22 protein-coding genes are annotated in these 21,803 nt (G+C 59.6%); 16 read left to right on the plus strand and 6 right to left on the minus strand.

Annotation, left to right across the window (positions count from 1 at the left end; translation table 11 throughout):
* Positions 1–220 precede the first annotated feature (220 nt).
* The 4 genes from CLM58_RS00765 to CLM58_RS00780 all read left to right on the plus strand — a co-directional run bounded on the left by CLM58_RS00765 (position 221) and on the right by CLM58_RS00780 (position 3,194).
* A complete protein-coding gene (locus CLM58_RS00765; RefSeq protein ID WP_143226490.1) occupies positions 221–1,063 on the plus strand; it encodes a c-type cytochrome in 843 nt (280 codons plus the stop codon).
* Positions 1,064–1,126: 63 nt separating this feature from the next.
* Entirely contained in the window at positions 1,127–1,999 is an 873-nt protein-coding gene (gene serB, locus CLM58_RS00770) for a phosphoserine phosphatase SerB (protein WP_095594010.1), read from the plus strand.
* Positions 2,000–2,002: 3 nt separating this feature from the next.
* Positions 2,003–2,761, plus strand: a complete 759-nt coding sequence (locus CLM58_RS00775) for a TSUP family transporter (RefSeq protein WP_095594011.1) — start codon at positions 2,003–2,005, stop codon at positions 2,759–2,761.
* 112 nt (positions 2,762–2,873) lie between these two features.
* Entirely contained in the window at positions 2,874–3,194 is a 321-nt protein-coding gene (locus tag CLM58_RS00780) for a YciI family protein (RefSeq protein WP_095594012.1), read from the plus strand.
* On the opposite strand, the gene CLM58_RS00785 is transcribed toward CLM58_RS00780, so the two are convergent.
* On the minus strand, positions 3,195–4,187 hold the full coding sequence (locus CLM58_RS00785) for an asparaginase (protein WP_095594013.1): 993 nt from the start codon (positions 4,185–4,187) through the stop codon (positions 3,195–3,197).
* Positions 4,188–4,351: 164 nt separating this feature from the next.
* On the opposite strand from CLM58_RS00785, the gene CLM58_RS00790 reads away from it, so the two are divergent.
* From CLM58_RS00790 to CLM58_RS00800, 3 genes are all read left to right on the plus strand, one after another.
* On the plus strand, positions 4,352–4,879 hold the full coding sequence (locus CLM58_RS00790; protein WP_095594768.1) for an invasion associated locus B family protein: 528 nt from the start codon (positions 4,352–4,354) through the stop codon (positions 4,877–4,879).
* 159 nt (positions 4,880–5,038) lie between these two features.
* The gene (gene rlmN, locus CLM58_RS00795; RefSeq protein ID WP_095594014.1) at positions 5,039–6,223 is read left to right on the plus strand and encodes a 23S rRNA (adenine(2503)-C(2))-methyltransferase RlmN; all 1,185 of its coding nucleotides are present in this window, start codon (positions 5,039–5,041) and stop codon (positions 6,221–6,223) included.
* Positions 6,224–6,368: 145 nt separating this feature from the next.
* Entirely contained in the window at positions 6,369–6,863 is a 495-nt protein-coding gene (locus CLM58_RS00800; protein ID WP_095594015.1) for a CAP domain-containing protein, read from the plus strand.
* Between the two features lie 194 nt (positions 6,864–7,057).
* Here the strand turns inward: CLM58_RS00800 and CLM58_RS00805 are convergent, their stop codons facing one another.
* Complete coding sequence (locus CLM58_RS00805) at positions 7,058–7,870, minus strand: LOG family protein (RefSeq protein WP_095594016.1); 813 nt, start codon at positions 7,868–7,870, stop codon at positions 7,058–7,060.
* Between the two features lie 98 nt (positions 7,871–7,968).
* Here CLM58_RS00805 and dapD point away from each other — a divergent pair, with 98 nt between their 5' ends.
* The 3 genes from dapD (at position 7,969) to CLM58_RS00820 (ending at position 9,837) form a co-directional block, all read left to right on the plus strand.
* Positions 7,969–8,796: a 2,3,4,5-tetrahydropyridine-2,6-dicarboxylate N-succinyltransferase gene (dapD, locus tag CLM58_RS00810; protein ID WP_095594017.1), complete on the plus strand. Its 828-nt coding sequence runs from the start codon at positions 7,969–7,971 to the stop codon at positions 8,794–8,796.
* Between the two features lie 32 nt (positions 8,797–8,828).
* The gene (locus tag CLM58_RS00815) at positions 8,829–9,401 is read left to right on the plus strand and encodes a GNAT family N-acetyltransferase (protein ID WP_095594018.1); all 573 of its coding nucleotides are present in this window, start codon (positions 8,829–8,831) and stop codon (positions 9,399–9,401) included.
* Positions 9,402–9,474: 73 nt separating this feature from the next.
* Positions 9,475–9,837, plus strand: a complete 363-nt coding sequence (locus tag CLM58_RS00820; RefSeq protein WP_095594019.1) for a hypothetical protein — start codon at positions 9,475–9,477, stop codon at positions 9,835–9,837.
* On the opposite strand, the gene CLM58_RS00825 is transcribed toward CLM58_RS00820, so the two are convergent.
* The gene (locus CLM58_RS00825; protein ID WP_229666165.1) at positions 9,834–10,880 is read right to left on the minus strand and encodes a transporter substrate-binding domain-containing protein; all 1,047 of its coding nucleotides are present in this window, start codon (positions 10,878–10,880) and stop codon (positions 9,834–9,836) included. The genes CLM58_RS00820 and CLM58_RS00825 overlap by 4 nt on opposite strands.
* Positions 10,881–11,129: 249 nt before the next feature.
* Here CLM58_RS00825 and dapE point away from each other — a divergent pair, with 249 nt between their 5' ends.
* From dapE to CLM58_RS00855, 6 genes are all read left to right on the plus strand, one after another.
* Complete coding sequence (gene dapE, locus CLM58_RS00830; RefSeq protein WP_095594769.1) at positions 11,130–12,269, plus strand: succinyl-diaminopimelate desuccinylase; 1,140 nt, start codon at positions 11,130–11,132, stop codon at positions 12,267–12,269.
* Complete coding sequence (locus CLM58_RS00835; RefSeq protein WP_095594021.1) at positions 12,266–12,721, plus strand: GNAT family N-acetyltransferase; 456 nt, start codon at positions 12,266–12,268, stop codon at positions 12,719–12,721. The genes dapE and CLM58_RS00835 overlap by 4 nt, the downstream gene beginning before the upstream one ends.
* A gap of 34 nt (positions 12,722–12,755) precedes the next feature.
* A complete protein-coding gene (locus CLM58_RS00840) occupies positions 12,756–13,019 on the plus strand; it encodes a GNAT family N-acetyltransferase (protein WP_229666207.1) in 264 nt (87 codons plus the stop codon).
* Positions 13,020–13,022: 3 nt separating this feature from the next.
* Positions 13,023–13,310 carry a hypothetical protein gene (locus tag CLM58_RS00845; protein ID WP_095594023.1) on the plus strand — a complete coding sequence of 96 codons (288 nt, stop codon included), beginning with the start codon at positions 13,023–13,025 and terminating at the stop codon, positions 13,308–13,310.
* 253 nt (positions 13,311–13,563) lie between these two features.
* A complete protein-coding gene (gene rnr / locus CLM58_RS00850; protein ID WP_095594024.1) occupies positions 13,564–15,825 on the plus strand; it encodes a ribonuclease R in 2,262 nt (753 codons plus the stop codon).
* Between the two features lie 91 nt (positions 15,826–15,916).
* Positions 15,917–17,224 carry a lytic murein transglycosylase gene (locus tag CLM58_RS00855; RefSeq protein WP_188720492.1) on the plus strand — a complete coding sequence of 436 codons (1,308 nt, stop codon included), beginning with the start codon at positions 15,917–15,919 and terminating at the stop codon, positions 17,222–17,224.
* Here CLM58_RS00855 and CLM58_RS00860 read toward each other — a convergent pair.
* The 3 genes from CLM58_RS00860 to CLM58_RS00870 form a co-directional block, all read right to left on the minus strand.
* Positions 17,221–18,102, minus strand: coding sequence for a DMT family transporter (locus CLM58_RS00860; protein WP_229666166.1), 882 nt, complete (start codon positions 18,100–18,102; stop codon positions 17,221–17,223). The two genes, CLM58_RS00855 and CLM58_RS00860, sit on opposite strands and share 4 nt — an antisense overlap.
* Before the next feature lie 119 nt (positions 18,103–18,221).
* Positions 18,222–20,663, minus strand: coding sequence for an Ig-like domain-containing protein (locus tag CLM58_RS00865; protein WP_158221828.1), 2,442 nt, complete (start codon positions 20,661–20,663; stop codon positions 18,222–18,224).
* 269 nt (positions 20,664–20,932) lie between these two features.
* Complete coding sequence (locus CLM58_RS00870; protein WP_095594027.1) at positions 20,933–21,799, minus strand: branched-chain amino acid aminotransferase; 867 nt, start codon at positions 21,797–21,799, stop codon at positions 20,933–20,935.
* Positions 21,800–21,803 lie beyond the last annotated feature (4 nt).

Here is a 21,803-nt window from a genome sequence, read left to right on the forward strand (position 1 = left end):
GTATCCTTCCAGATATATGCCCTTCGTTGGGGAAGGGTGTCCCACTCGCCGCGTTAAAGAAGGAACGCCGATTCAACAACCCCCTTTTTGGTCGCGCCGGTGGATTTGTCGGGCAAGAGGAGTCGGGTCAGCGACATCTGGCCAAAGCAGATTTTTGAGAAACCACAAAAATGTGCGACCCTGACCGCATACCAACAACAATAAATTTCAGGGGGACGTAATGAAATTCCATCTATTTACGGTGGCCCTTACCGGGCTGTCATTCCTCACCTCGCCGCTTTCGGCAGAAACGCCGGAACAACGCGGAGAGTACCTTGTTCAGGGGCCAGCCGGCTGCGGCAATTGCCACACGCCGATGGGACCAAACGGTTTCATCATGGATCAGGACCTTGGTGGGCGGCTGGTCGAGAAGAACCCTGCCTTTACCGCCTATGCGCCCAATATCACGCCAAGCGGTCGCGTGGCAGACTGGTCTGACGCCGAACTTGGCCGCGCCATCCGCGAGGGCCTGCGCCCGGATGGCAGCTTGATTGGCCCGCCGATGCCCTTTGCGATGTATCGCGGGCTGTCTGATGATGACCTTGCCGCGATCGTCGCCTATCTGCGCACGATCCCGGCGGTTTCGACCGAGGTTCCGGCCTCGACCTATAACATCCCGCTGCCGCCTGCCTATGGCCCGCCCATTGACAGCGTCGCCGCCGTAGCGCCGGGGGTGACGGTCGAATACGGGGCTTATCTTGCTGGACCCGTAGCCCATTGCATGGAGTGCCACACGCCGTTCGACGAACGCGGGCCAATGCTGTCCTCGGACCTTGGGCGTGGCGGTTTTTCCTTCCACGGGCCTTGGGGTACATCGGTTGCAGCGAACCTGACCTCGCACCCCGACGGGCTGGCAGATTACACCGACGCTCAGATCGCGGACATGATCACCAAGGGGATCAATGCAGACGGCAATCCGATGTTGCCGCCCATGCCCTATGGTTATCTGGCGAAGATGACGTCGGATGATCTGGCCGCCACCATCCTGTACTTGCGGTCCCTGCCACCGCTTGCCGACAAGTAAACATCTGGTCTTTCGGGACGCGGCGTGCTCTATACGCCGCGTCTACAAACCGAGAGAGTCCCGATGTACGTCGCCACCCTTCTGACCTCGCCCACCAACCCGTCGCTGGACCCCAGCTTGGTCGAAGCGCTTCGCAATGCATGGGGCGGTGGGGATGCCGTCTGGCTGGCCACCGATGAGGCTGCCGAATTCACCTTGCCCGCGCTGCCCGACAACCAGTGGCAGGTCTGGGACGACCTTCAGGCGCAAGGCGTTGATCTGGTGGTGCAACCCGTCGAGGGGCGCCGCAAGAAGATGCTGCTGGCGGACATGGACAGCACCATGATCCAGCAGGAATGTATCGACGAATTGGCAGACGAAGCCGGTGTCGGCGAGCGCGTGAAGGACATCACCGCACGCGCCATGAATGGCGAGCTGGATTTCGAAGGTGCGCTGACCGAACGTGTGGGCCTTTTGGAGGGTCTGGACGAAGGCGTTATCGAACAGGTTCTGAACACCCGGATCGAACTGATGCCCGGCGGCAAGGAATTGCTGGCCACGATGAAGGCAAATGGTGCCTATGCGGCGCTGGTCTCGGGCGGGTTCACCGCGTTCACCGCCAAAGTCGCGGCGACCTTGGGCTTTGACGAGAACCGCGCGAATACCCTGCTGGTCGACGGCGGAAAGCTGACCGGCAAGGTACAGATGCCGATCTTGGGCCGCGAGGCCAAGGTCGAGGCGCTGCACCAGATCAGCGAACGCCTTGGCATTAGCAGGGAGGACGTCATGGCCGTGGGCGATGGCGCCAATGACCTTGGGATGCTTGGCCTTGCGGGCGCGGGCGTCGCGCTGCATGCCAAACCCTCGGTCGCGGCGGAATGCGACATCCGTATCAACCACGGCGATCTGACGGCCCTGCTTTACCTGCAAGGCTATGCCAAGAGCGACTTTGCCTAACCCATGCTAGAGGTCAGCGTTGAAATCCTGGCCCTGTTGCTGGCCGCAGCGTTCTTCGCGGGCTTCGTGGATTCAATCGCCGGAGGTGGCGGGTTGATCGCGCTGCCCGCGCTGCTTTTGGCCGGGGCAACACCGTTACAAGCTTTGGCCACAACCAAAGTGCAAAGCCTATTCGGCGCGGGCACCGCGACGCTAGCCTATGCGCGGGGCGGACATGTTGATCCAAGCAAGCAACTTCTGCCAGCAAGCCTGTCCTTTATCGCAGCCTGCGCCGGGGCGTTGCTGATCTCGACCCTGCCCAGCCAGTTCATCCGGTTCTTCCTGCCAATCTTGCTGATCGCGGTCGCCTTGTATTTCCTGCTGCAAAAAGGCCTAGACGACCATGACCGCACGCAGCGCATGTCGAGCGGTGCTTTCATCTGGCTGATCGTGCCCCTGATCGGCGGCTACGACGGGTTCCTTGGCCCGGGCACCGGCAGTTTCTTCATGCTGGCCTTTGTCACGTTGATGGGGCACGGCATCCTGCGGGCCACGGCCCATACCAAGCTTCTGAATTTCGCCTCGAATGTCGGGGGGCTGGTGGGGTTTTCCATTGTCGTCACGCCGTGGTGGGTCACCGGCCTGTGCATGGGCGCCGCCCAGATCGTGGGCGCGCGGATCGGGGCCAGCATGGCACAACGTTTGGGCGGCCGATTGATCAAACCGTTGCTGGTGGCCACCTCTACGGCGATGGCGCTGAAGCTGATCTGGGATCTGCTTTAACCAAAGCGTGATCGGTGACGCGCCACCTTCCTGCTATACTGGGATCATTGATTTACAGGGATGACACGATCCTCCCTGCAGACTTTGCCCATCAATATTTGGAGGAAACGCGATGCAAGATTTCATTTTCGCATATCACGGCGGCAAAAAACCCCAGACCGATGAAGAGGGCGCTAAGGAAATGGCGCTGTGGCAGGCATGGTTCGATAAGATCGGCCCCAATATCGTCGACCCCGGCAATCCGGTTGGCAAATCCTATACCGTTTCTGCCAGTGGCGTGGTCGACAATGGCGGCGCAAACCCCTTGTCGGGCTATACGATCATCAAAGCCGCCTCGGTCGAGGCCGCCTGCGAGATCGCCCAGGATTGCCCGATGGTCAAAGACGGATCGGGCTCTATCGAGGTGGTCGATATCGTAGAGATGGAGATGTGATCAGCGCAACCCGGCGACCGGCACGACACGCCCGGCCGGAATACCCCGGCGGCTGAACATCGGCACGTTCATACGCTTTTGGACGGCCGGGTGATCGGCCTCTAGCACGCCCAAACGCACCAGCAGCGCGGCAATCACAGCTTCGCACCCTCGGGTTGCGCCATCCGTGATTTTCAGCGAAATGCCCAAGCCTTGTTCCGGCAGGATGGCGACATAGTTGGCCTCGGCCCCGAATTTCAGGGCGATGCGGCCACCGGCGGCCTCCATCAACTCGGTACAGGCGCGGCCCGTGCCCGCGACAAGGGCGGGATGCGACGCCATCGCCCGCGTCAAGCGCGCCATCCCACGTTCACGCGCATCGCCATCCTCGGACGCGTTGGCAAACTTGGCCATCGCATGGGCCATGCCCTTGACCGTGGTGGCGTAGTTGGGGGCCGAACACCCGTCGACCCCAAAGCCGGGGCTGGCAAGCTCTGTCACCTCTTCGAAGTTGGCTTTGACCGCCTGCTGCACCGGGTGATCGACCTCGGTATATTCGGCGTCGCCACCAAACGTGCCCATCGCTGTCAGAAAACCCGCATGCTTGCCCGAGCAGTTATTGTGAATCTGGCACAACGGCGCATCCTCGCGGATCATCTCGTTGCGCAAATCGCGGTTCCAAGGGGATTGGACACCGCAGCGCAAATCACCTTCGGACATCCCCAGATCGCCCAGCCAGCGGCGCACCAGATCGGTATGGATCGCTTCGCCCTCGTGCGAGGCACAGGCCACCGCCAGATGCGCGTCCGTCAAACCGGCCCGGTCGGCGGCCCCGGTTTCCACCCAGGACAAGGCCTGCAGCATCTTGGCAGAGGAACGCGGCAGGATCACGGTATCGGGATCACCCCAGCTTTCGACGATCTCTCCGGCCGCGTTACAGACCACCGCGTGACCCGCATGGGTGCACTCCAGAATGTCGCCTCGCCAGACCTCGACCAACTGCTCTGCCGCCATGAACACGTCCCTCTTTGAAGTTTTGCGCGAATTTCTGCCACGGGGGCTTTTATCACCGCACGATATTACGTAGCTTTACGCGCAACGGGAATAACAGGATTGCGCGAAACCCCAAGCCACAAATTATAGTGGCCCAACGCGCAGATGGTATGGAGCAGAAACATATGGCAGCTTGGGTCAAACAGGGTCTGGCAGCAGCAACCATCGCGCTGGCTGCGTGCGCCGCGCAGGCACAGGAAAGCACCAACCGCGTTGCGGCAGAGACGGACTGGTCGGTTTACATCGACGACAATCCGACCGAATGCTGGTCGGTCGCCACGCCTGCGCGTACGGTCAACACCGACACGAACGGCAACCCAAAGACCGTGAACCGCGGCAAGATTTACCTGCTGGTGTTCCATCGCCCCTCGCAAGGGATCAAGGATCTGGTGCAGTTCGCAGGCGGTTATCCGTTCCGATCGGGGTCCAAGGTGCTGATCGAAATCAGCGGCCGCACGTTCGAGTTGGACACCGATGGCGAAAACGCATGGCCGAACCCGTCGGATGATGCCGCGATCATCTCGGCGATGAAGGCCGGGGCCGATGCTGTTGTGACCGGTCGCTCGGCGCGCGGCACGATCACCAAGGACACGTTCTCGCTGCGTGGCTTCACCGCCGCCCTGCAAGAGGCGCAACGCCGCTGCGCGAACTAAACCTTAGACGCATAGTTTGATGAAGCCGCCCCAATCCGGGCGGCTTTTTCTTTCGGACAGTGGCCCATGCACCCGCAGCCATAGGCGTGATCACAGATGTCATTTGATTTTTGCTATGATTGGTGTAAGTAACCGCCCTCGTTCCCCGGAGTCGATGTTATGACCAATGAAACGCCTATTACGCAGGACGTTCTGACCATCCCGCGCAAGCTGCCTGAAGGCGGCAAGATCAACCTTGTCGGGCTGACCCGCGACAAGCTGCGCGAGACGTTGATCGAGCATGGCACGCCCGAGAAACAGGCGAAGATGCGCGTCGGTCAGCTGTGGCAGTGGATTTATCAGAAGGGTGTGCGCGAGTTCGACGTGATGTCGAACCTGTCGAAAACCTACCGTGCCGAACTGGCCGAGAAATTCGTGATCGAGGTTCCCCAGGTCGTGTCCAAACACGTCTCGATGGATGGTACACGCAAGTATCTGGTGCGCATCGCTGGTGGGCACGAGGTCGAGGTCGTCTATATCCCCGAAGAGGGTCGCGGGACGCTGTGTGTCTCCAGCCAAGTGGGCTGCACCCTGACCTGTTCCTTCTGCCACACCGGCACACAGAAACTGGTGCGCAACCTGACAGCCGCGGAAATCGTGGGTCAGGTGATGATGGCGCGCGACGATCTGGGCGAATGGCCCGAGATCGGCAAGGCCCCCAAGGACGAAACCCGCCTGCTGTCGAACATCGTTCTGATGGGCATGGGCGAGCCGCTTTATAACTTTGACAACGTGCGCGACGCGATGAAGATCGTGATGGACAACGAGGGTATTTCCCTGTCCCGCCGTCGCATCACCCTGTCGACCTCTGGCGTTGTGCCAGAAATTGCGAAAACCGCCGAAGAAATCGGCTGCCTGCTGGCGATCAGCTTCCACGCCACCACCGATGAGGTCCGCGACAAGCTGGTCCCCATCAACAAGCGCTGGAACATCGAAGAACTGCTGCAGGCCCTGCGCGACTATCCGCGCCTGTCGAACTCGGAACGGATCACGTTTGAATACGTGATGCTGAAGGACGTCAACGACAGCGACGCTGACGCGCGCCGTCTGGTCAAGCTGATCTCGGGCATCCCGGCCAAGATCAACCTGATCCCGTTCAACGAATGGCCCGGGTCGCCCTATGAGCGCTCTGACTGGGAGCGGATCGAGACCTTCGCCGATATCATTCACAAGGCCGGTTATGCCTCGCCCATCCGCACCCCGCGTGGCGAAGACATCATGGCCGCCTGTGGCCAGCTGAAATCGGCAACCGAACGCGCCCGCAAGAGCCGCAAACAGATCGAGGCCGAGGCCGGATTGAGCTGATTGAAGCCACCCGCCTTGACCGAAATCGGCGAAATTCCACTTTTGAACCACGAAGTGACCATTCTTCTGGATTAGCGTGATCCAAGCGGCATAGGTTTTGCACCAATGCCAAGCATTCACGCGATGACAGAAAAGGGTCGGTAAAGTGGTATCTGCGGGCAAAGAGATCAGGCTTATCCCAACAGCGAAATCGCTGCTTGCCATCGTGTTTGGCCTTTTGCTTAGCGGAGCCGCGCAGGCCTGTGAAATCCCCAAGGGCAAAGCCCAAGCCGAGGCCGAGTTGATCCGCTTCACCAATGCGCAGCGCAAAGACCGACCAAAGGTGACGGCCTCGCCCGCGTTATCGGCGGCAGCGCAGAAACATGCCTGCTATATGGCGCGCACGCGAAAGATGTCTCATACCGGGGCGGGCCGCTCTGACGTTGGTGAGAGGGCCACGCAAGAAGGGTACGTCTGGCGCAGCGTCGCCGAGAATGTGGCCAAAGGCTACAAGACCCCGGTCAGCGTCGGCACGGGTTGGATGGGCTCTCGTGGCCATCGGCGCAATATGCTGCTTCCACGGCTAACCGAGATTGGTATTGGCTGGGCAAAGGCCAATGGCGTGGACTATTGGGTCATGGTGCTTGGGGCCCCTCGGTAAAGGTCGGTGACCTTCCCGCACATTGCCGCGAAGCTCTCGAAACCAACAGCTGTCAGCTTCAAATCTTTTAAACCGCCTGCGCAAAGAGCGGTAGAAGTAGACCCGCCTGTCGCGGCGGGTCAAAGCGTGGTCCGATCAAACACTCCACATGTACAATGATCGTTTGACCGCTAGGCCGAACAAGATGGAAGGTTTTAAGCCTCCCAGTTCTCGATCGCATTTACCGCCTGTTCAGCCGTGTCGACGAAGCGGAAGAGGTGCAAATCTTTTTCCGAAATCGTGCCCGCATCGGCCAGCGCATCCCAGTTGATGATGCGCTCCCAGAACTCGCGACCGAACAGCAGGAACGGCACGGGGCGCATGCGTTCGGTCTGGATCAGGGTCAATGCCTCGAACATTTCGTCCAGCGTGCCGAACCCACCCGGGAAGATGGTGATCGCACGAGCACGCATTAGGAAATGCATCTTGCGGATCGCAAAATAGTGGAAGTTATAGCACAGCTCTGGCGTGACATAGTGGTTCGGCGCCTGCTCGTGCGGCAACACGATGTTCAGCCCGATGGACCGACCACCCGCATCGGCTGCACCGCGGTTACCTGCCTCCATCACACCGGGACCGCCACCGGTGACGATCACGTTTTCATGCCCGCCAGTGGCAAGGCTCTTTTCCGTCATCAGGCGGGCGAACTCTCGTGCCTGATCATAATATTTGGACAGATCGGCCAGCGTCTTTGTCCGCGCTGTGTCTTTCTTGGCGGGCTCGGGAATGCGTGCGCCCCCGAACAGGACGATGGTACTTTCGATACCTGCCTCGATGATCCCGATCTCGGGCTTCAGCAGTTCAAGCTGCAGCCGGACCGGGCGCAATTCGTCCCGAAGAAGGAAATCATCATCCGCAAAGGCAAGGCGATAGGCCGGTGCCCGCGTCTGTGGCGTATCCGGGATCGTCTCGCACTGGTCTATATCCTGCCGGGCGTCCGGAAACACCCGGCCCATGTCGTCTTTCATCGCGCGTCTCCTGTTGCGTTCGACCGATTGATTGCACCAAGCGGCCCTTGCGTCTATAGCCCTTTGCCAAACAAGGCCGTTACCTTTCGGAGATTCATATGTCCAATGCACAGTTAGAAGCCGCAATCGAAGCCGCCTGGGAGGCGCGCGATACGATTACCCCCGCAACCACCGGTGAAACCCGTGACGCCATCGAAGACACGCTGGCAGCGCTGGACAGCGGTACACTGCGCGTGGCCGAGAAACTGGAGAGCGGCGACTGGCACGTGAACCAATGGGCGAAGAAAGCCGTTCTGCTTGGCTTCCGCATCAAGGACATGGAAGAGCAGACCGGTGGCCCGCAGGGCAGCAGCTGGTGGGACAAGGTCGACAGCAAATTCAAAGGCTGGGGCGCGGCAGAGCACGCAGCCGCCGGTTTCCGGTCGGTGCCGAACGCGGTGGTTCGCAAATCCGCCTATATCGCACCGGGCGTTGTCTTGATGCCGTCTTTCGTGAACCTCGGCGCCTATGTTGACGAAGGCACCATGGTCGACACTTGGGCGACTGTTGGCTCTTGTGCCCAGATCGGTAAAAACGTGCACCTGTCGGGTGGCGTTGGCATCGGTGGTGTGCTGGAGCCCATGCAGGCTGGACCGACCATCATCGAAGACAACTGCTTCATCGGTGCCCGTTCGGAAGTTGTCGAAGGCTGTATCGTGCGCGAAGGTTCGGTTCTGGGAATGGGCGTCTTCATTGGCAAGTCGACCAAGATCGTCGACCGCGAAACCGGTGAAGTCATGTACGGCGAAGTACCGCCGTACTCGGTCGTTGTTGCCGGTTCGATGCCGTCAAAGAACAACGTCAACCTGTACTGCGCCGTCATCGTGAAGCGCGTGGACGAGAAGACCCGCTCTAAAACCGGGATCAACGAGCTGCTGCGCGACTGATCCATTTTGGAAAATCGGCGTTAGCCGTTAGAATGCCCTCTGTATTTCAGGGGGCATTTTTTATGGTCAAAGTGATTGCCGTCGAAACCGAAGAAGAGGTCGCCGCCGTCAAGGCGCTGATTTACGAATTCATCGATTGGCTTGGAGCGCGCTATCCCGAGCTGGAAGAGTTGATCAAAGACTATTTCAGCAATCAGGGTTTCGATGAAGAAATGTCCAATCTGTTGGGCGTTTTTGGTCCACCGGGTGGGGCGTGCCTTTTGGCCTATCATCAGGGCGAACCCGTTGGGATCCTGATGATGAAACCGCATGGCGAGACAGAGGTCGAAATGAACCGCATGTTCGTAAAAGAGAGCGCTCGGGGGCTTGGCATTGGCAAAGCGCTGGCCGTCCGATTGGTCGAAGAAGCGCGTCGGATCGGCTATGACTGGATGATCCTTTCAGCGCTGGACCGCCATTTCGAAGCACTGCCCCTGTATCGCGGGTTGGGCTTCGTCGATGACAGCGAACGCCCGCCGGACAGCGGGGACGAGCGGGAAATCCGGCTTAAACTGGACCTGCGCTCAGGGGACGCGTTGCGCCCGCCCCGGCCCGATCGCAGCTAGGGGCAAGCGCTGTAACGGCTTGACTCGGTGCCGCGAAGCGCTCACACGCCTTCCAGACGAAACGGAGGCACCCATGGCCGAGAAGCGCAAAAACAAACAGCAGGTTTACACGCTGGTCGTTCAAGTCGGCCGCAAAGATGGCGATGGCCTGCCCGAAGGCGCGACCGGGGCTGGTCTGGTGTGCTATGCCAGCGGTGTGGACGAAGCCGAAGCCGTGCGCGAGACCGTCGCGATCCTGAAACAGGCCGACCTCGCCCCGCTGGACGTCACCGGTTACGGGACCGAAGCCGAGCGCCGCGCTGGCGGGCAAGAAATCGACCCCGAAGAACAGGCCCTGATAGCGCGTGCGCTGGAAGAGAACTCTGTCGTGGTGGCCCAGATGACTCCGTTCTTCGCCGGCGAGGAAAGCGCCGGCGATAAGGGCGCCGCCCACTAGTTCAGGTTGCGGAAGTACTTCTGATAAATCTGGGCATAGGTGCCGTCTTCACGCAGACGCAGAAGGCTGCGGTTGAACTCTTCCGACAGAGGGCTGCCCGTGGGCATTGCCGCGCCATAGCTTTCGCGAAGGAATGTGCCACCAACCAACTGGCCAATACCGGCCCCGCGGGTGTTGACGTAATGCGACAGGATCGGCGCATCAAAGACAACCGCGTTCAGCTGCTTGTCTTCAAAGGCCTGCAGCAGCGCGTCCAGATTTTCGTAGGGCTGATATTCGATCTCGCGACGTTCCAGATAGCGCGCCGAGGTCGAGCCCTGTGTCGTGCCGACATTCTTTCCATACAGGTCGCGGATGTCGCTGACGTTCGACTTAATCGCGTCCACGGTCATCGAAGCGGTGATATGCGCCACAAAAACCGACACGATGAACAGGCTGGAGATCACCAGAAGCACGCCGAAAATTCGACCCAGGAAGGTGCGCGGCTGACGCTCTTCAAAGCCGCCATTCACAACAAGGTTCAGCGCCCACCAGAAGGATGGGAAAATCGCCTCGCGCGCGGGGCGGTCGAAATAAGGCTGTGATTTACGCTCGAACGTCCACATCAGCATGCCCCCGCCCAGAAGCAGCAGGAAGGCAATCGCGATCACCTCTAGCACCTCACGAGAGATCACGGTTTCCAGCGCCGAATTACGGTCTTTGCTGAAGGGCACCATGATATGCAGGCCAGATTCAAAGATCGTATGGGTGAAATCCATGACCTGCTCGCGGTCCGCGGTGATCGAGATATTGGCTATCGCCACATCGGCCGTCGCATTTTCGATCTCGCCCAGCATGCCGCCGAAACTGTCGAGGCGATCAATCTGGTAGGTCCAGCCACGATCCTCGGCGATCGCCTTCCACAGCTCCATGCTGAAGCCTGTGTGATCATCGCCATTGGCCATGGAAAACGGTGGGCGCTCCACCGTGACAACACGTAAATCCTGAGCCGCAGCCATCAGGGGGGACAGCAACATCAGACAGAAAATTAGAACCGACTTCATAAACCCGACCTTCATCCGGACCGTGCCAGACGCTTATTGAAGCAGCTGGCATCCCCTTCCAAACCGCAGATTGAGGCTTTGCTAGCGCGATTTAGAAAGATTTTAAAGTGACTTGAGTGTCTCATTGCACTGAATCTTGACGTTCGCGTAAAATTTCAGCGGAATTGCGGCAGTCCCGCGACAGTGCTTGGATTGCACAAAGGGGGGCAAGGCGGTAGGCCAGAGACCAGTGAACAGAAGGAACACGTTTTGACAGATCCCGTCGCCCTGACTGCCGACTTGATTCGCTGCCCCTCGGTCACGCCAGAGGAAGGCGGCGCGCTGGACCTTTTGCAGGACCTGCTGACACAGGCCGGGTTTACTTGCACCCGCGTGCCCCGGAACGGCATCGACAATCTGTTTGCCCGTTGGGGGGACAAGGGAGCCGCGAAAACCTTTGGCTTCAATGGCCATACCGATGTGGTGCCCGTGGGTGATCTGGCCGACTGGACGGTAGACCCGTTCGGGGCCGAGGTGAAAGACGGCATGCTTTGGGGCCGAGGCGCGACCGACATGAAATCCGGCGTCGCTGCTTTTGCGGCCGCTGCCATTGATCTGGTGCGGGACACACCACCCGATGGGGCCGTGATCCTGACCATCACCGGCGACGAAGAGGCCGACGGTGTCGATGGCACCTGCGCCCTTCTGGACTGGATGGATGCCAATGGCGAAGCCATGTCGGTTTGCCTTGTGGGCGAGCCCACCTGCCCCAACACGATGGGCGAGATGATGAAGATCGGGCGGCGCGGTTCTATGACCGCCTACTTCACGGCAGAGGGCGTGCAGGGGCACTCTGCCTATCCGCACCGCGCCAAGAACCCAGTTCCCGCGTTGGCGCGTCTGGTGGACAGGTTAGCCAGCCACGAGTTGGATCAGGGGACCCAGCATTTCGACGCCTCAACCCTTGCCGTCACCGGGTTTGACACCGGAAACGCCGCCAACAACGTAATCCCGGCCAAATGCACCGCGATGGCGAACATTCGGTTCAACGACACCCATACATCGGCTGCTCTGACCGAATGGCTGCAGGCAGAGGCAGACAAGGTTGCCGCAGAAACCGGCATTCAGATCACCTTCACCACCAAGGTGTCGGGCGAAAGCTTTCTGACGCCTCCGGGCCAACTGTCCGCTTTGATCACCAAAAGTGTGGAAGCAGAAACCGGCGTCACCCCCGAGATGTCGACGACGGGTGGCACGTCAGACGCGCGCTATGTGAAGGACCACTGTCCGGTGGTCGAATTCGGCCTGGTCGGAAAAACCATGCATCAGGTTGATGAACGGGTTGAGGTTGCCCAAATTGAACAATTGAAGGCAATTTACGCGCGAATTTTGCAGGAGTACTTTGCATGACGCTTTGGATCGGAACCACGCACGATCTGGAAGCCTGCCTTGACGTTCGGCGCCACGTTTTCATCAACGAACAAGAGATTCCGGAAGAGGAAGAACTGGATGATCTGGACGGTCAGGCCATTCATCTTCTGGCGACTGACAAAGGCAAACCCGTCGCCACGGCGAGGCTTCTGTTCGAGGGGCAGCTTGGCAAGATCGGCAGGGTTGCTGTTGTTCTATCGCACCGGGGCACCGGCTTGGGCGCCGAGATCATGTATGCCGCGCTCGACATCATGGACGAGCGGCCAGAGATCAAGATCGTAAAGCTAAGCGCCCAAGAAAAGGTGATCGGCTTCTACGAGAAGCTTGGGTTTATTGCCCAAGGCCCGACCTATATGGATGCGGGCATTCCCCACCGGGACATGTACCGTCCTGCGGACCGTCCGAAAGACAAGAAAAACGTCCGGTTATAGACAAAACTCGGGATTACCGAACCCTTTGCGCCGCGTGCTAGGCGAGACCGGCAAGATCGGCCACGTGGCCGTCATGGCCTCGCATCGCGGCACGGGGCTGGGCGCGCAGATCATGAAGGCCTGTCTGGATATTCTGGCCACGCAACCCGGGGTCACCCGCGCTTATCTGTCGGCCCAGACAAATGCGCTTGGCTTCTATAAAAAACTTGGGTTCAATGCCTATGGCGAGGAATACCCCGACGCGGGCATCCCGCACATGGATATGGAACGCCCGCTGGACGGATCGCAGAAGAATTAGAGAATGAAGAGCTTTTTTCTGGAGGGCATAGCAGACGAACTGATAGCGCGTGACGCGCTCTCGAAACGGTTGCCGACACAAAGCGATCCTTGGGTTTTGCTATCAGAAGCGAACGACGACGCCGTCGCTTATTTTAATCTTGAAAACGGGGGAGACGGGGTTACGGATAGGCCCTTCTTCATTCAAGCGGATTTAAGCGGTCGTTACTATGAAAGAGGCTCATTGGTTCTTTCTGTTCTAGCGGATCTAAGGGCCGAAACAGGCGGCACAATCTCTAACGACAACTCCTAACATCTTTGGAATTGTCGTCAGGTTGGCTCAGCGTACGAATTTGGCGCGGGCGACCAGCCCGGGCCGCGCCCGACCCTCCCCCCGGGAGGGCGCATTGGAGATGTCCTGCCCATCTCTAGCGACAGAGGTATTTGGCACCATAAAGCGCCCGAGTTCAGCGTTGCGAAGCGCCCTCCCAAAGCTCGGGCGCGTCCCTCTGTTTCAAAGCACCTTTTCGAATGACCCCGCCCGCCCTGCGTGCTAGGGCTTGGCCATGAGCCAGATCCCCAGCAAAGACCAGATCCTAGAGTGGATTTCGGAAAACCCCACCCAGACCTCGAAGCGCGACATTGCAAAGGCCTTCGGGATTAAGGGGGCTGACCGGATCGACCTGAAGCGTATCCTGAAAGAGCTGGAGGCAGAGGGTCACCTGCAGAAGCGGCGCAAGACCTATCGCGACCCGGACAAGCTGCCACCTGTCTCGGTTCTACAGGTTCTGGAACCGACGCCGGATGGTGACCTGTTCGCCAAGCCGCTGGAGTGGCAGGGTGAAGGCGCAGAGCCGCGCGTTCTGGTCATTCCCCGCGCCAGCGACCCGGCCCTTGGGTCGGGCGACCGCATTCTGGGACGTCTGACCGAGGTGAAGGCCGACGATCATGACTATGAAGCGCGGCTGATCCGCAAGGTCGGCTCTAACCCGATCCGTATTCTGGGGGTGTTCAGCAAGCGGTCTGAAGGTGGGCGGATCAAACCGATCGACAAGGGTGTCGACAAGGAATGGTCGGTGGCGGCTGACGCCACAGGCGGTGCCAAGGATGGTGAACTGGTCGAAGCCGAACAGGCCGGACCCAAGAACCGTCTGGGTCTGGCCCGTGCCCGCGTCGTGGCACGGCTTGGCGACCCGACCGAACCGCGTGCCGTGTCCCTGATCGCGATCCACCAGCATGGCATCCCGGACCAGTTTCCCAATGACGTGATCGAGGAAGCCGACCGCGCCAAACCGGCGGGCCTGTCTGGCCGCACTGATCTGCGTGATCTGCCCCTGATCACCATCGACCCGGCCGATGCGCGCGACCATGATGACGCTTGCTATGCCCAAACCGATGACGACCCCAAGAATGAAGGCGGTTTTATCGTCTGGGTCGCGATTGCCGACGTGGCGCACTATGTGACCCCCGGCTCGGCGCTGGATCGCGAAGCGCGCAAACGCGGCAACTCCAGCTATTTCCCCGACCGCGTGGTGCCGATGCTGCCTGACCGTCTGTCGGGCGACCTGTGCTCGCTGCACGAAGGGGTGCCGCGCGCCTGTATGGCCGTGCGGATGCAGTTGAACATGGCAGGCGAAAAGATCAGCCACCGCTTTGTGCGCGGGTTGATGAAATCCCATGCCTCGTTGAACTATCAGGAAGTTCAGGACGCCATCGACGGCCAGCCGAATGAGCGCACAGAGCCCTTGTTGGAAGACGTCCTGCGCCCGCTTTATGCCGCCTATGAGGTCACCACAAAAGCACGCGCACGTCGCCAGCCGCTACATCTGGACCTGCCTGAACGCAAGATCGTGTTGGGCGACGACGGGCACGTCGCCTCGGTCGCTTTCCGTGACCGGTTGGACGCGCACCGGCTGATCGAAGAGTTCATGATCCTCGCCAATGTCGCCGCTGCCGAGGAACTGGAAAAACTGCGCCGTCCGCTTCTGTACCGCGTGCATGAAGAGCCCAGCCCCGAAAAGCTGGACGCGCTGCGAGAGGTCGCGCAGGCCAGCGGGTTCCAACTGGCCAAGGGTCAGGTTCTGAAGACACAGCACCTGAACAGCCTGCTGGACGCGGCCATGGGGACCGAGTTTTCCGAACTCATCAACCTTTCGACCCTGCGGTCGATGACGCAGGCCTATTACTATCACCAGAACTTCGGTCACTTCGGGCTGGCGTTGAAATCTTACGCGCATTTCACCTCGCCCATCCGGCGCTACAGCGACCTGATCGTGCATCGCGCCCTGATCTCGGGTCATGACTGGGGCAAGGACGGGCTGTCGCCGGACGATATCGAGAACCTCGAAAACACCGCCGCCCATATTTCGGACACCGAGCGCCGGTCGATGGCCGCCGAGCGGGACACAACCGACCGCTATCTGGCCTCGTACCTATCGGACCGGGTCGGCAACGAGTTCGCGGGGCGCATCTCTGGCATCGCCAAGTTCGGCGTCTTCGTGAAGCTGGATGAAACCGGCGCCGACGGGCTGGTACCCATGCGCGAGCTGGGACGCGAATATTTCCACCACGACCGCGAGACGAACACGCTTTTGGGGTCGGACACGGGCACGGTGATCTCTTTGGGGCAGCGCGTGACCGTGCGGCTTTCTGAGGCGGTACCGGTGACAGGTGGGTTGCTGCTGGAACTTCTGACACTGGAAGATCAGAAGATCGCCAAGGGCCACGGGCGTCGCAGCGCGAAACGCCCGGCGCGGCGCGCAGCGGCCAAAGCGAAGGCGCGCACCGCCAAGGTTAAGCGGAAAGTCACCCGCAACCGAAAGAAATAAGCGGATATTGGCGGCCCCGATTTTCCCCGCTTTGCGGTTTGGCCGCAAAACGGTACAATCGGGGCAATAATAAAAGCAGGCAGATATTTTCATGAAGCGTTTCGCTGTTCTGGGCCTTGTTGCAGGGACCCTAATGCAAGCGGGTCCGGTCGTGGCCGAGACCTCTCCACGTCCTCAGGCGCGACCGATGCAGGTGGCCTCTATCGCGGTGCCGCGCCCCGCGGTGCGCCCCGATATTGCCGCAGCCCCCCTCGTGGAACCGGTCGCGGCGAAAGACGCTGGATTTCAGCGCTGGATTCGCGACTTTCGCGGGCGAGCGCTGGCCAAGGGAATCTCTGGCGCGACCTTTGATCGTGCCTTCCGCGGCGTGCAGTTCAATTCCTATGTGATCGAGAAAGATCGCAACCAGTCGGAATTCACCAAGCAGATTTGGGATTATCTCGACAGCGCGGCCTCGCCCACTCGGGTTGAGAATGGCAAGAAAGCGATGCGCGAACACGGGCGCACCCTGAACGCGATCGAGAAACACTATGGCGTCGATGCCGAAGTTGTGGCCGCCGTTTGGGGGCTTGAAAGCGCCTATGGAGAGTTCCGCGGCGATATCCCCACGATCGAGGCCTTGGCGACGCTTGCCTATGACGGGCGGCGCGGAAAGTTTTTCGAGGCACAGCTGATCGACGCCCTGAAGATCCTGCAATCGGGTGACACGACCCCGCGCAAAATGACCGGATCCTGGGCGGGTGCGATGGGCCATACGCAATTCATCCCCACCAGCTATCACGCCTTTGCCGTGGACTTCACCGGCGACGGTCGGCGCGACATCTGGTCGGACAACCCGGCCGACGCCTTGGCCTCGACCGCGGCCTATCTAGCCAAAAGCGGATGGGTCAAAGGCCAGCCCTGGGGGGTAGAGGTCACCTTGCCGCGTGGCTTCAACTATCAGATGGCCGACCGCAAGATACTGAAATCCCCGGCCCAATGGGGACAGCTGGGTGTCAAAGGGTTGGACGGGCGCAACGTGCCAAACTACGGGCAGGCGTCGATCTTGCTGCCTGCCGGGTCACAGGGTGCCGCCTTCATGATCTTCAAGAATTTCGCGGTGATCGAGCGTTACAACAAGGCCGACGCCTATGTGATCGGCGTGGGACATCTGTCCGATCGCATCAAGGGCGGGCCGCCCATTCAAGCAAGCTGGCCGCGAGGTTATGCGCCGCTGTCGTTCAACCAGAAAAAAGAGATGCAGCGCCGCCTGAAACGCAAAGGCTTCTTGGATGACAAGATCGACGGGATCATCGGCCCGAATACGATCAACGCCATTCGTGCATTCCAGATCAGCAAGGGTGTGACGCCGGACGGCTATGCCTCGCAAGACCTGCTGAAGCTTCTCAAGTCGCGCTAGGACCTGCGCGCCGAAAACACGGTCACGACTGTCAGTCCCGCCAACACCAGCGCGGCGCCAAGGACCTTTTGCGCAGACAGGGGCTCTCCGACCACTACCGTCGCCAGAATCCAGGCTGTCACCGGTTCGGTCAGGGCCAGCGTGACTGCGGTCGAGGCCGCGACATGGCGCAGACCCCAAGTGTAAAGCGCATAGGACAGCCCGGTCGCAATCACCCCAAGGAACAGGATCGCGGCCAACGCTTCTGCGGACCAAAGCCAGTCCAGCGTCAGCACGAAGAGCAGCGGCAGGGTGAACAGCCCCGCCACCGAAAAGGTCGCCGCCGCCACCGTGGCCGAGGGCGCGCGCAACCCAATTCCGCTGGTGATCAGCGAGTAGGTCGCATAGCAGATGCCTGCCGTCAGCGCCAAGCCGATGCCTTGGGGTGTTGTTCCACCGCCGACACCGGCCAGAACAAGGATCACGACCCCCGCAATCGCAAGCGTTTGCCCCAGCAGGCGCAGTCTGGTCGGGAAAAGCCGCGCGAAGGCGATTTCCATCAGCGTCGCCCAGATCGGGGCGCTGCCAATCGTGATCGCGGTCCCAATACCCACGCCCACCTGCGACACCGCACCAAAGAACGACAGGTTGTAAAGGGCAATCGCCACGCCTGCGGCACAGACCCTACCCCAAGGCAACGCCGAAAACGCACCCCGGCTTTGACGCCCTGCAAAGGCCAGCACCAACAGTGCTGCAGCCCCAATCAGGTTGCGCAAGGCACCCACGGCCAAGGGGTCTCGATCTGCAGGCAGCATGGTCTGGATGGTCCCGGTCGACCCCCATAGAAGCGCGGCCAAAACCACGGCCCCGACCCCCATCATGCGATGCGATGCTGACATGTCCCCTCCTGCATCAGAACGTCAGAGTCTTTTGGCATCGAAGGCCCACAAGGGGAAGACTTAGAAACGAAAAGAGCGCACCGGGTAGGGTGCGCTCTTTGACTTCAAATTCAGTCGCGTCAGAAGTTCAGCGAAAGGTTCAGCGCAACACCGTAGGTGTTGTAATCATCGTTTCCAAGACCATCGACATAGGCTTTAGCCGATGCACGCAGTCCTTCGTCTGTCGCGATGACATAACCGACATCAATACGCGCACGACCACCTTCATCCTCGTCGATAAAGTTCACGGCAGCGCCCGAACCGTTGGTCTTCGACCAGATACCTGAAAGTCCCATCGTCATAGCTTGCTCGTGTCGGGCACCTTTGATCGGCGCTTCAAGATCGACACCCACCGAAAGCTCGCTCAGCGTGACCTTCTGCTCTGGAACGGTATTGGACAGACCATCGATGTATTCCAACTGGCGGTCAGAGACATGGTTGTACTCGATCCGCGGATAAAGCGTCATACCGTTAGCCTCATAGTTGCCCTCAAGCGCCAGCATGCCAAGGAAACGCTCTGTCTTGAACGAGTCCGTGAAGGTGCCAAGCGGGTTCACCTCGTTGTCGCTTTCGCCGTACAGCAAGCGCCCTTCGAAGAAGAGCGGCTGGTCACCAAGCTGTGCGACCATATACGGACCTGCCATCCAACCGTCACCGCTGATGTCACCTGTGGCGCCATCCGGGTCAAATTCGGAACGGTCAAATTGCAGCATGCCGCCGATCAGAAGGCCTTCGTTCAGCTTCATATGGCCGCCAAGGGTTGCCAAGGCATAAGTTTGGTCACCCGAGCCCGACAGGTCGGTTCTGGACGCCTCAAGCGCCAACCAGAAGGACGAGTCGCCACCAGTTGCAAAGCTGATATCCGCATTGCCACGCGTGACATCCGCGTTCAGATAGCCATTTGCCCCTGCACTCAGGAAGCGGGCAAGACCCGGCTGGTTCTGAACCAAATTGCGCGCGCGCGTTTCGGTGAAGTCGGCGATCATCTCACCGGCGACCGTCGCACTGTCGATCAGCGAGCTTGCGCTGGCCGCGACAGAAAGGTTGCCTGCCGCATCAACGGCCGCACCTTCTGCAACGCTTACGGTCACGTTGTCGGTGTCGCCCGGAGTAACCGTTGCGGTATACACACGCGGTCCCCCGCTGACGGCACCAACAGACCCGCCCGTCACATCAACATCTGATGCGTCGAAACCGGTTACATCCTCTGCGAAAGTGAAGGTTACGTTGAATGTGTCACCGGGCAGATAGGTCTCGGGCACACCCGAGATCGTCAGACCCGGTGGGGTGGCGTCATATTCGACCGAGAACTGCGACGCTGCCGTGTTGTTGTTGCCAGCAAGGTCTGCTGCAACATTCGCGGCGATATCGACGGTGACGGTTCCATCGCCCGACGGGGTCAGGTCGAAGGTCCAGACCGTGTTGTCCGACGTCGAGAAATTCGAGACGGAACCACCGTTAACCACCATGTCAGTTTGAATGAAATTCTCGACCTCTTCCGAGAAAGTCACCGTCACCGGGATTGGCGACGTGTTGGTCGGGTCCGTCACGGTCGACGTGATTGCAACAGTCGGCGGCGTGATGTCAGTATTGCCCAAGTACCATGTGAAACTACCTGTATCAGTCGTTCCATCCGTTGTTGCTGCGGTTACGCCGACCACCACAGAAAATGGCTCGGTGTTGGTTGTGATGAAATCTAAGTAACTGCACGAATAAGTGGTGCCCGGCGTGATCGTCGCCCCAGTGCAAGTAGAGTCGGGGTCGCCGATCAGGTTAAGATAATCGCCAAAAACGAGACTGGTCAGTGTTTCTGGTTGGTTACCGAAGTTCCGAATAGTGACGCTTAAAGTTACCGGGACATTCGTCGCCGGTAATGGCAGCGGGTTAGGATCGATGGAGGCAGTCACCTCGATTTTACGGAACGGCGCAAAACCTTCATCAATGATCCCGTCACAGTCATTGTCGACGCCGTCTTCAACCTCTGTCGCGCCGGGATTAACCGTGTCATCGGTGTCATCACAGTCGTTGTTGTCAGTGACATATCCGACTGGCTGAGTGGCGGCATCCTGTGTCACATTGGGGTTGCCGTAATTGTCCTCGTCAAGATCCTGATAATAGGTGGTCAGAACACCTTCATCGATATCCCCGTCACAATCGTTGTCGATCCCGTCTGCAACTTCTGCAGCACCAGGGTTAACATCTGCGTTGCTGTCATCGCAGTCACCGGCAGTCAACGAATACCCAGAAATTGGTGCGGGAGCTAGAATCCAATTCGATGCAATTCCAAAGCCGTCCTGATCCGCATCGAGATAAAGCGTCAAGTTCTGTGGCGGTCCGATGAAACTTGGATCAGCGGCATCGACCAATCCGTCACAATCGTTGTCGATCCCATCTGGAACCTCTGGGGCAGCGGGGTTCACTAAGGGATTGCTGTCATCGCAATCTAAACCAACAGGAAAACCATCGGCATCTGCGTCTATTACTGCTTGGGCGTAAGCCACGCCGGATGAAGCAAAGCTCATCACAGCTATTGCCAATGCAACAAAAAACACTTGCTGAATCTTGTTTCCGATTGCGCGCGCACCCGCACACAACCCTGCCTGAAAACCACAGGCCAACTTCCCCTCGATCATTCCCATCCCCAGAACTAGCAAAACAAACCGCCTACCAATCGGTAGGCGGTCACTAATTCTTAACGGGACGTAAATTTAATTCAACCTTGGCGTTCAACGTCGGAAAACGCTGAATAACGGGCGCGCACTATTTAGAATAAGCTGCCCCCGCCAACAGATTAAGCCCGAACCAGCTTGTCGTAGCTTTCCGAGATATCGCGGGTCAGTGCGCCAACCTCGAACATGTAGTCACCGATCTGCCCAACCGGGGTGACCTCTGCCGCAGAGCCGGTCAGCCAGCACTGTTCGAAATCAGCCAGCTCTTCCGGCATGATGTGACGCTCGTGCACGGTGATGCCCTTGTCCTTCAGCATCTGGATGACGGTCTGGCGGGTCAGGCCGTTCAGGATCGCATCGGGGATCGGCGTGTGCACCTCGCCATCCTTCACGAAGAAGATGTTCGCGCCGGTCGCCTCGGCCACGTAGCCGCGATAGTCCAGGAACATGGCGTCCGAACAGCCTTTGGCTTCGGCCGTGTGCTTGGACATGGTGCAGATCATGTACAGGCCCGCCGCCTTGGCCGCGGTCGGGATGGTCTCGGGCGAGGGGCGCTTCCACTTGGCGATGTCCAGCTTGGCACCCTTGTATTTCGCGTCGCCGTAATAGCTGCCCCATTCCCAAGCGGTGACGGCCATGCGGACCGGGTTGCGCGAAGACGCGACACCCATGTCTTCCCCTGCCCCGCGCCAAGCGATGACGCGGACATAGGCGTTGGTCAGGTTGTTGGCGTCAAGAACGGCCTGTTTGGCGGCTTCGATCTCGTCCACGGAATAGGGGATCGGCATGTCCATCATCTCGCCCGACTTGTGCAGACGTTCCGAGTGCTTGCGGCTTAGGAAAATCTTGCCGTCATAGCAGCGCTCGCCCTCGAAGACAGAGCTGGCATAGTGCAACGCGTGAGACAGGACATGGACCTTGGCATCGCGCCATTCTACCATCTCTCCGTCCATCCAGATTTTACCGTCGCGGTCACCATAGCCGGCCATTTGC

Origin of the sequence: Actibacterium pelagium (genome assembly GCF_002285415.1) — a bacterium.
In the GTDB taxonomy this organism is placed as follows: domain Bacteria; phylum Pseudomonadota; class Alphaproteobacteria; order Rhodobacterales; family Rhodobacteraceae; genus Actibacterium_B; species Actibacterium_B pelagium.

Bases quoted from the DNA above. Each gene is read 5' to 3' on its own strand.
- CLM58_RS00765 (WP_143226490.1), top strand. From the start codon at position 221: ATGAAATTCCATCTATTTACGGTGGCCCTTACCGGGCTGTCATTCCTC.
- serB (WP_095594010.1), top strand. From the start codon at position 1,127: ATGTACGTCGCCACCCTTCTGACCTCGCCCACCAACCCGTCGCTGGAC.
- CLM58_RS00775 (WP_095594011.1), top strand. From the start codon at position 2,003: ATGCTAGAGGTCAGCGTTGAAATCCTGGCCCTGTTGCTGGCCGCAGCG.
- CLM58_RS00780 (WP_095594012.1), top strand. From the start codon at position 2,874: ATGCAAGATTTCATTTTCGCATATCACGGCGGCAAAAAACCCCAGACC.
- CLM58_RS00785 (WP_095594013.1), bottom strand. From the start codon at position 4,187: ATGGCGGCAGAGCAGTTGGTCGAGGTCTGGCGAGGCGACATTCTGGAG.
- CLM58_RS00790 (WP_095594768.1), top strand. From the start codon at position 4,352: ATGGCAGCTTGGGTCAAACAGGGTCTGGCAGCAGCAACCATCGCGCTG.
- rlmN (WP_095594014.1), top strand. From the start codon at position 5,039: ATGACCAATGAAACGCCTATTACGCAGGACGTTCTGACCATCCCGCGC.
- CLM58_RS00805 (WP_095594016.1), bottom strand. From the start codon at position 7,870: ATGAAAGACGACATGGGCCGGGTGTTTCCGGACGCCCGGCAGGATATA.
- dapD (WP_095594017.1), top strand. From the start codon at position 7,969: ATGTCCAATGCACAGTTAGAAGCCGCAATCGAAGCCGCCTGGGAGGCG.
- CLM58_RS00815 (WP_095594018.1), top strand. From the start codon at position 8,829: ATGCCCTCTGTATTTCAGGGGGCATTTTTTATGGTCAAAGTGATTGCC.
- CLM58_RS00820 (WP_095594019.1), top strand. From the start codon at position 9,475: ATGGCCGAGAAGCGCAAAAACAAACAGCAGGTTTACACGCTGGTCGTT.
- CLM58_RS00825 (WP_229666165.1), bottom strand. From the start codon at position 10,880: ATGAAGTCGGTTCTAATTTTCTGTCTGATGTTGCTGTCCCCCCTGATG.
- CLM58_RS00835 (WP_095594021.1), top strand. From the start codon at position 12,266: ATGACGCTTTGGATCGGAACCACGCACGATCTGGAAGCCTGCCTTGAC.
- CLM58_RS00845 (WP_095594023.1), top strand. From the start codon at position 13,023: ATGAAGAGCTTTTTTCTGGAGGGCATAGCAGACGAACTGATAGCGCGT.
- rnr (WP_095594024.1), top strand. From the start codon at position 13,564: ATGAGCCAGATCCCCAGCAAAGACCAGATCCTAGAGTGGATTTCGGAA.
- CLM58_RS00855 (WP_188720492.1), top strand. From the start codon at position 15,917: ATGAAGCGTTTCGCTGTTCTGGGCCTTGTTGCAGGGACCCTAATGCAA.
- CLM58_RS00860 (WP_229666166.1), bottom strand. From the start codon at position 18,102: ATGTCAGCATCGCATCGCATGATGGGGGTCGGGGCCGTGGTTTTGGCC.
- CLM58_RS00865 (WP_158221828.1), bottom strand. From the start codon at position 20,663: ATGAGCTTTGCTTCATCCGGCGTGGCTTACGCCCAAGCAGTAATAGAC.
- CLM58_RS00870 (WP_095594027.1), bottom strand. From the start codon at position 21,799: ATGGCCGGCTATGGTGACCGCGACGGTAAAATCTGGATGGACGGAGAG.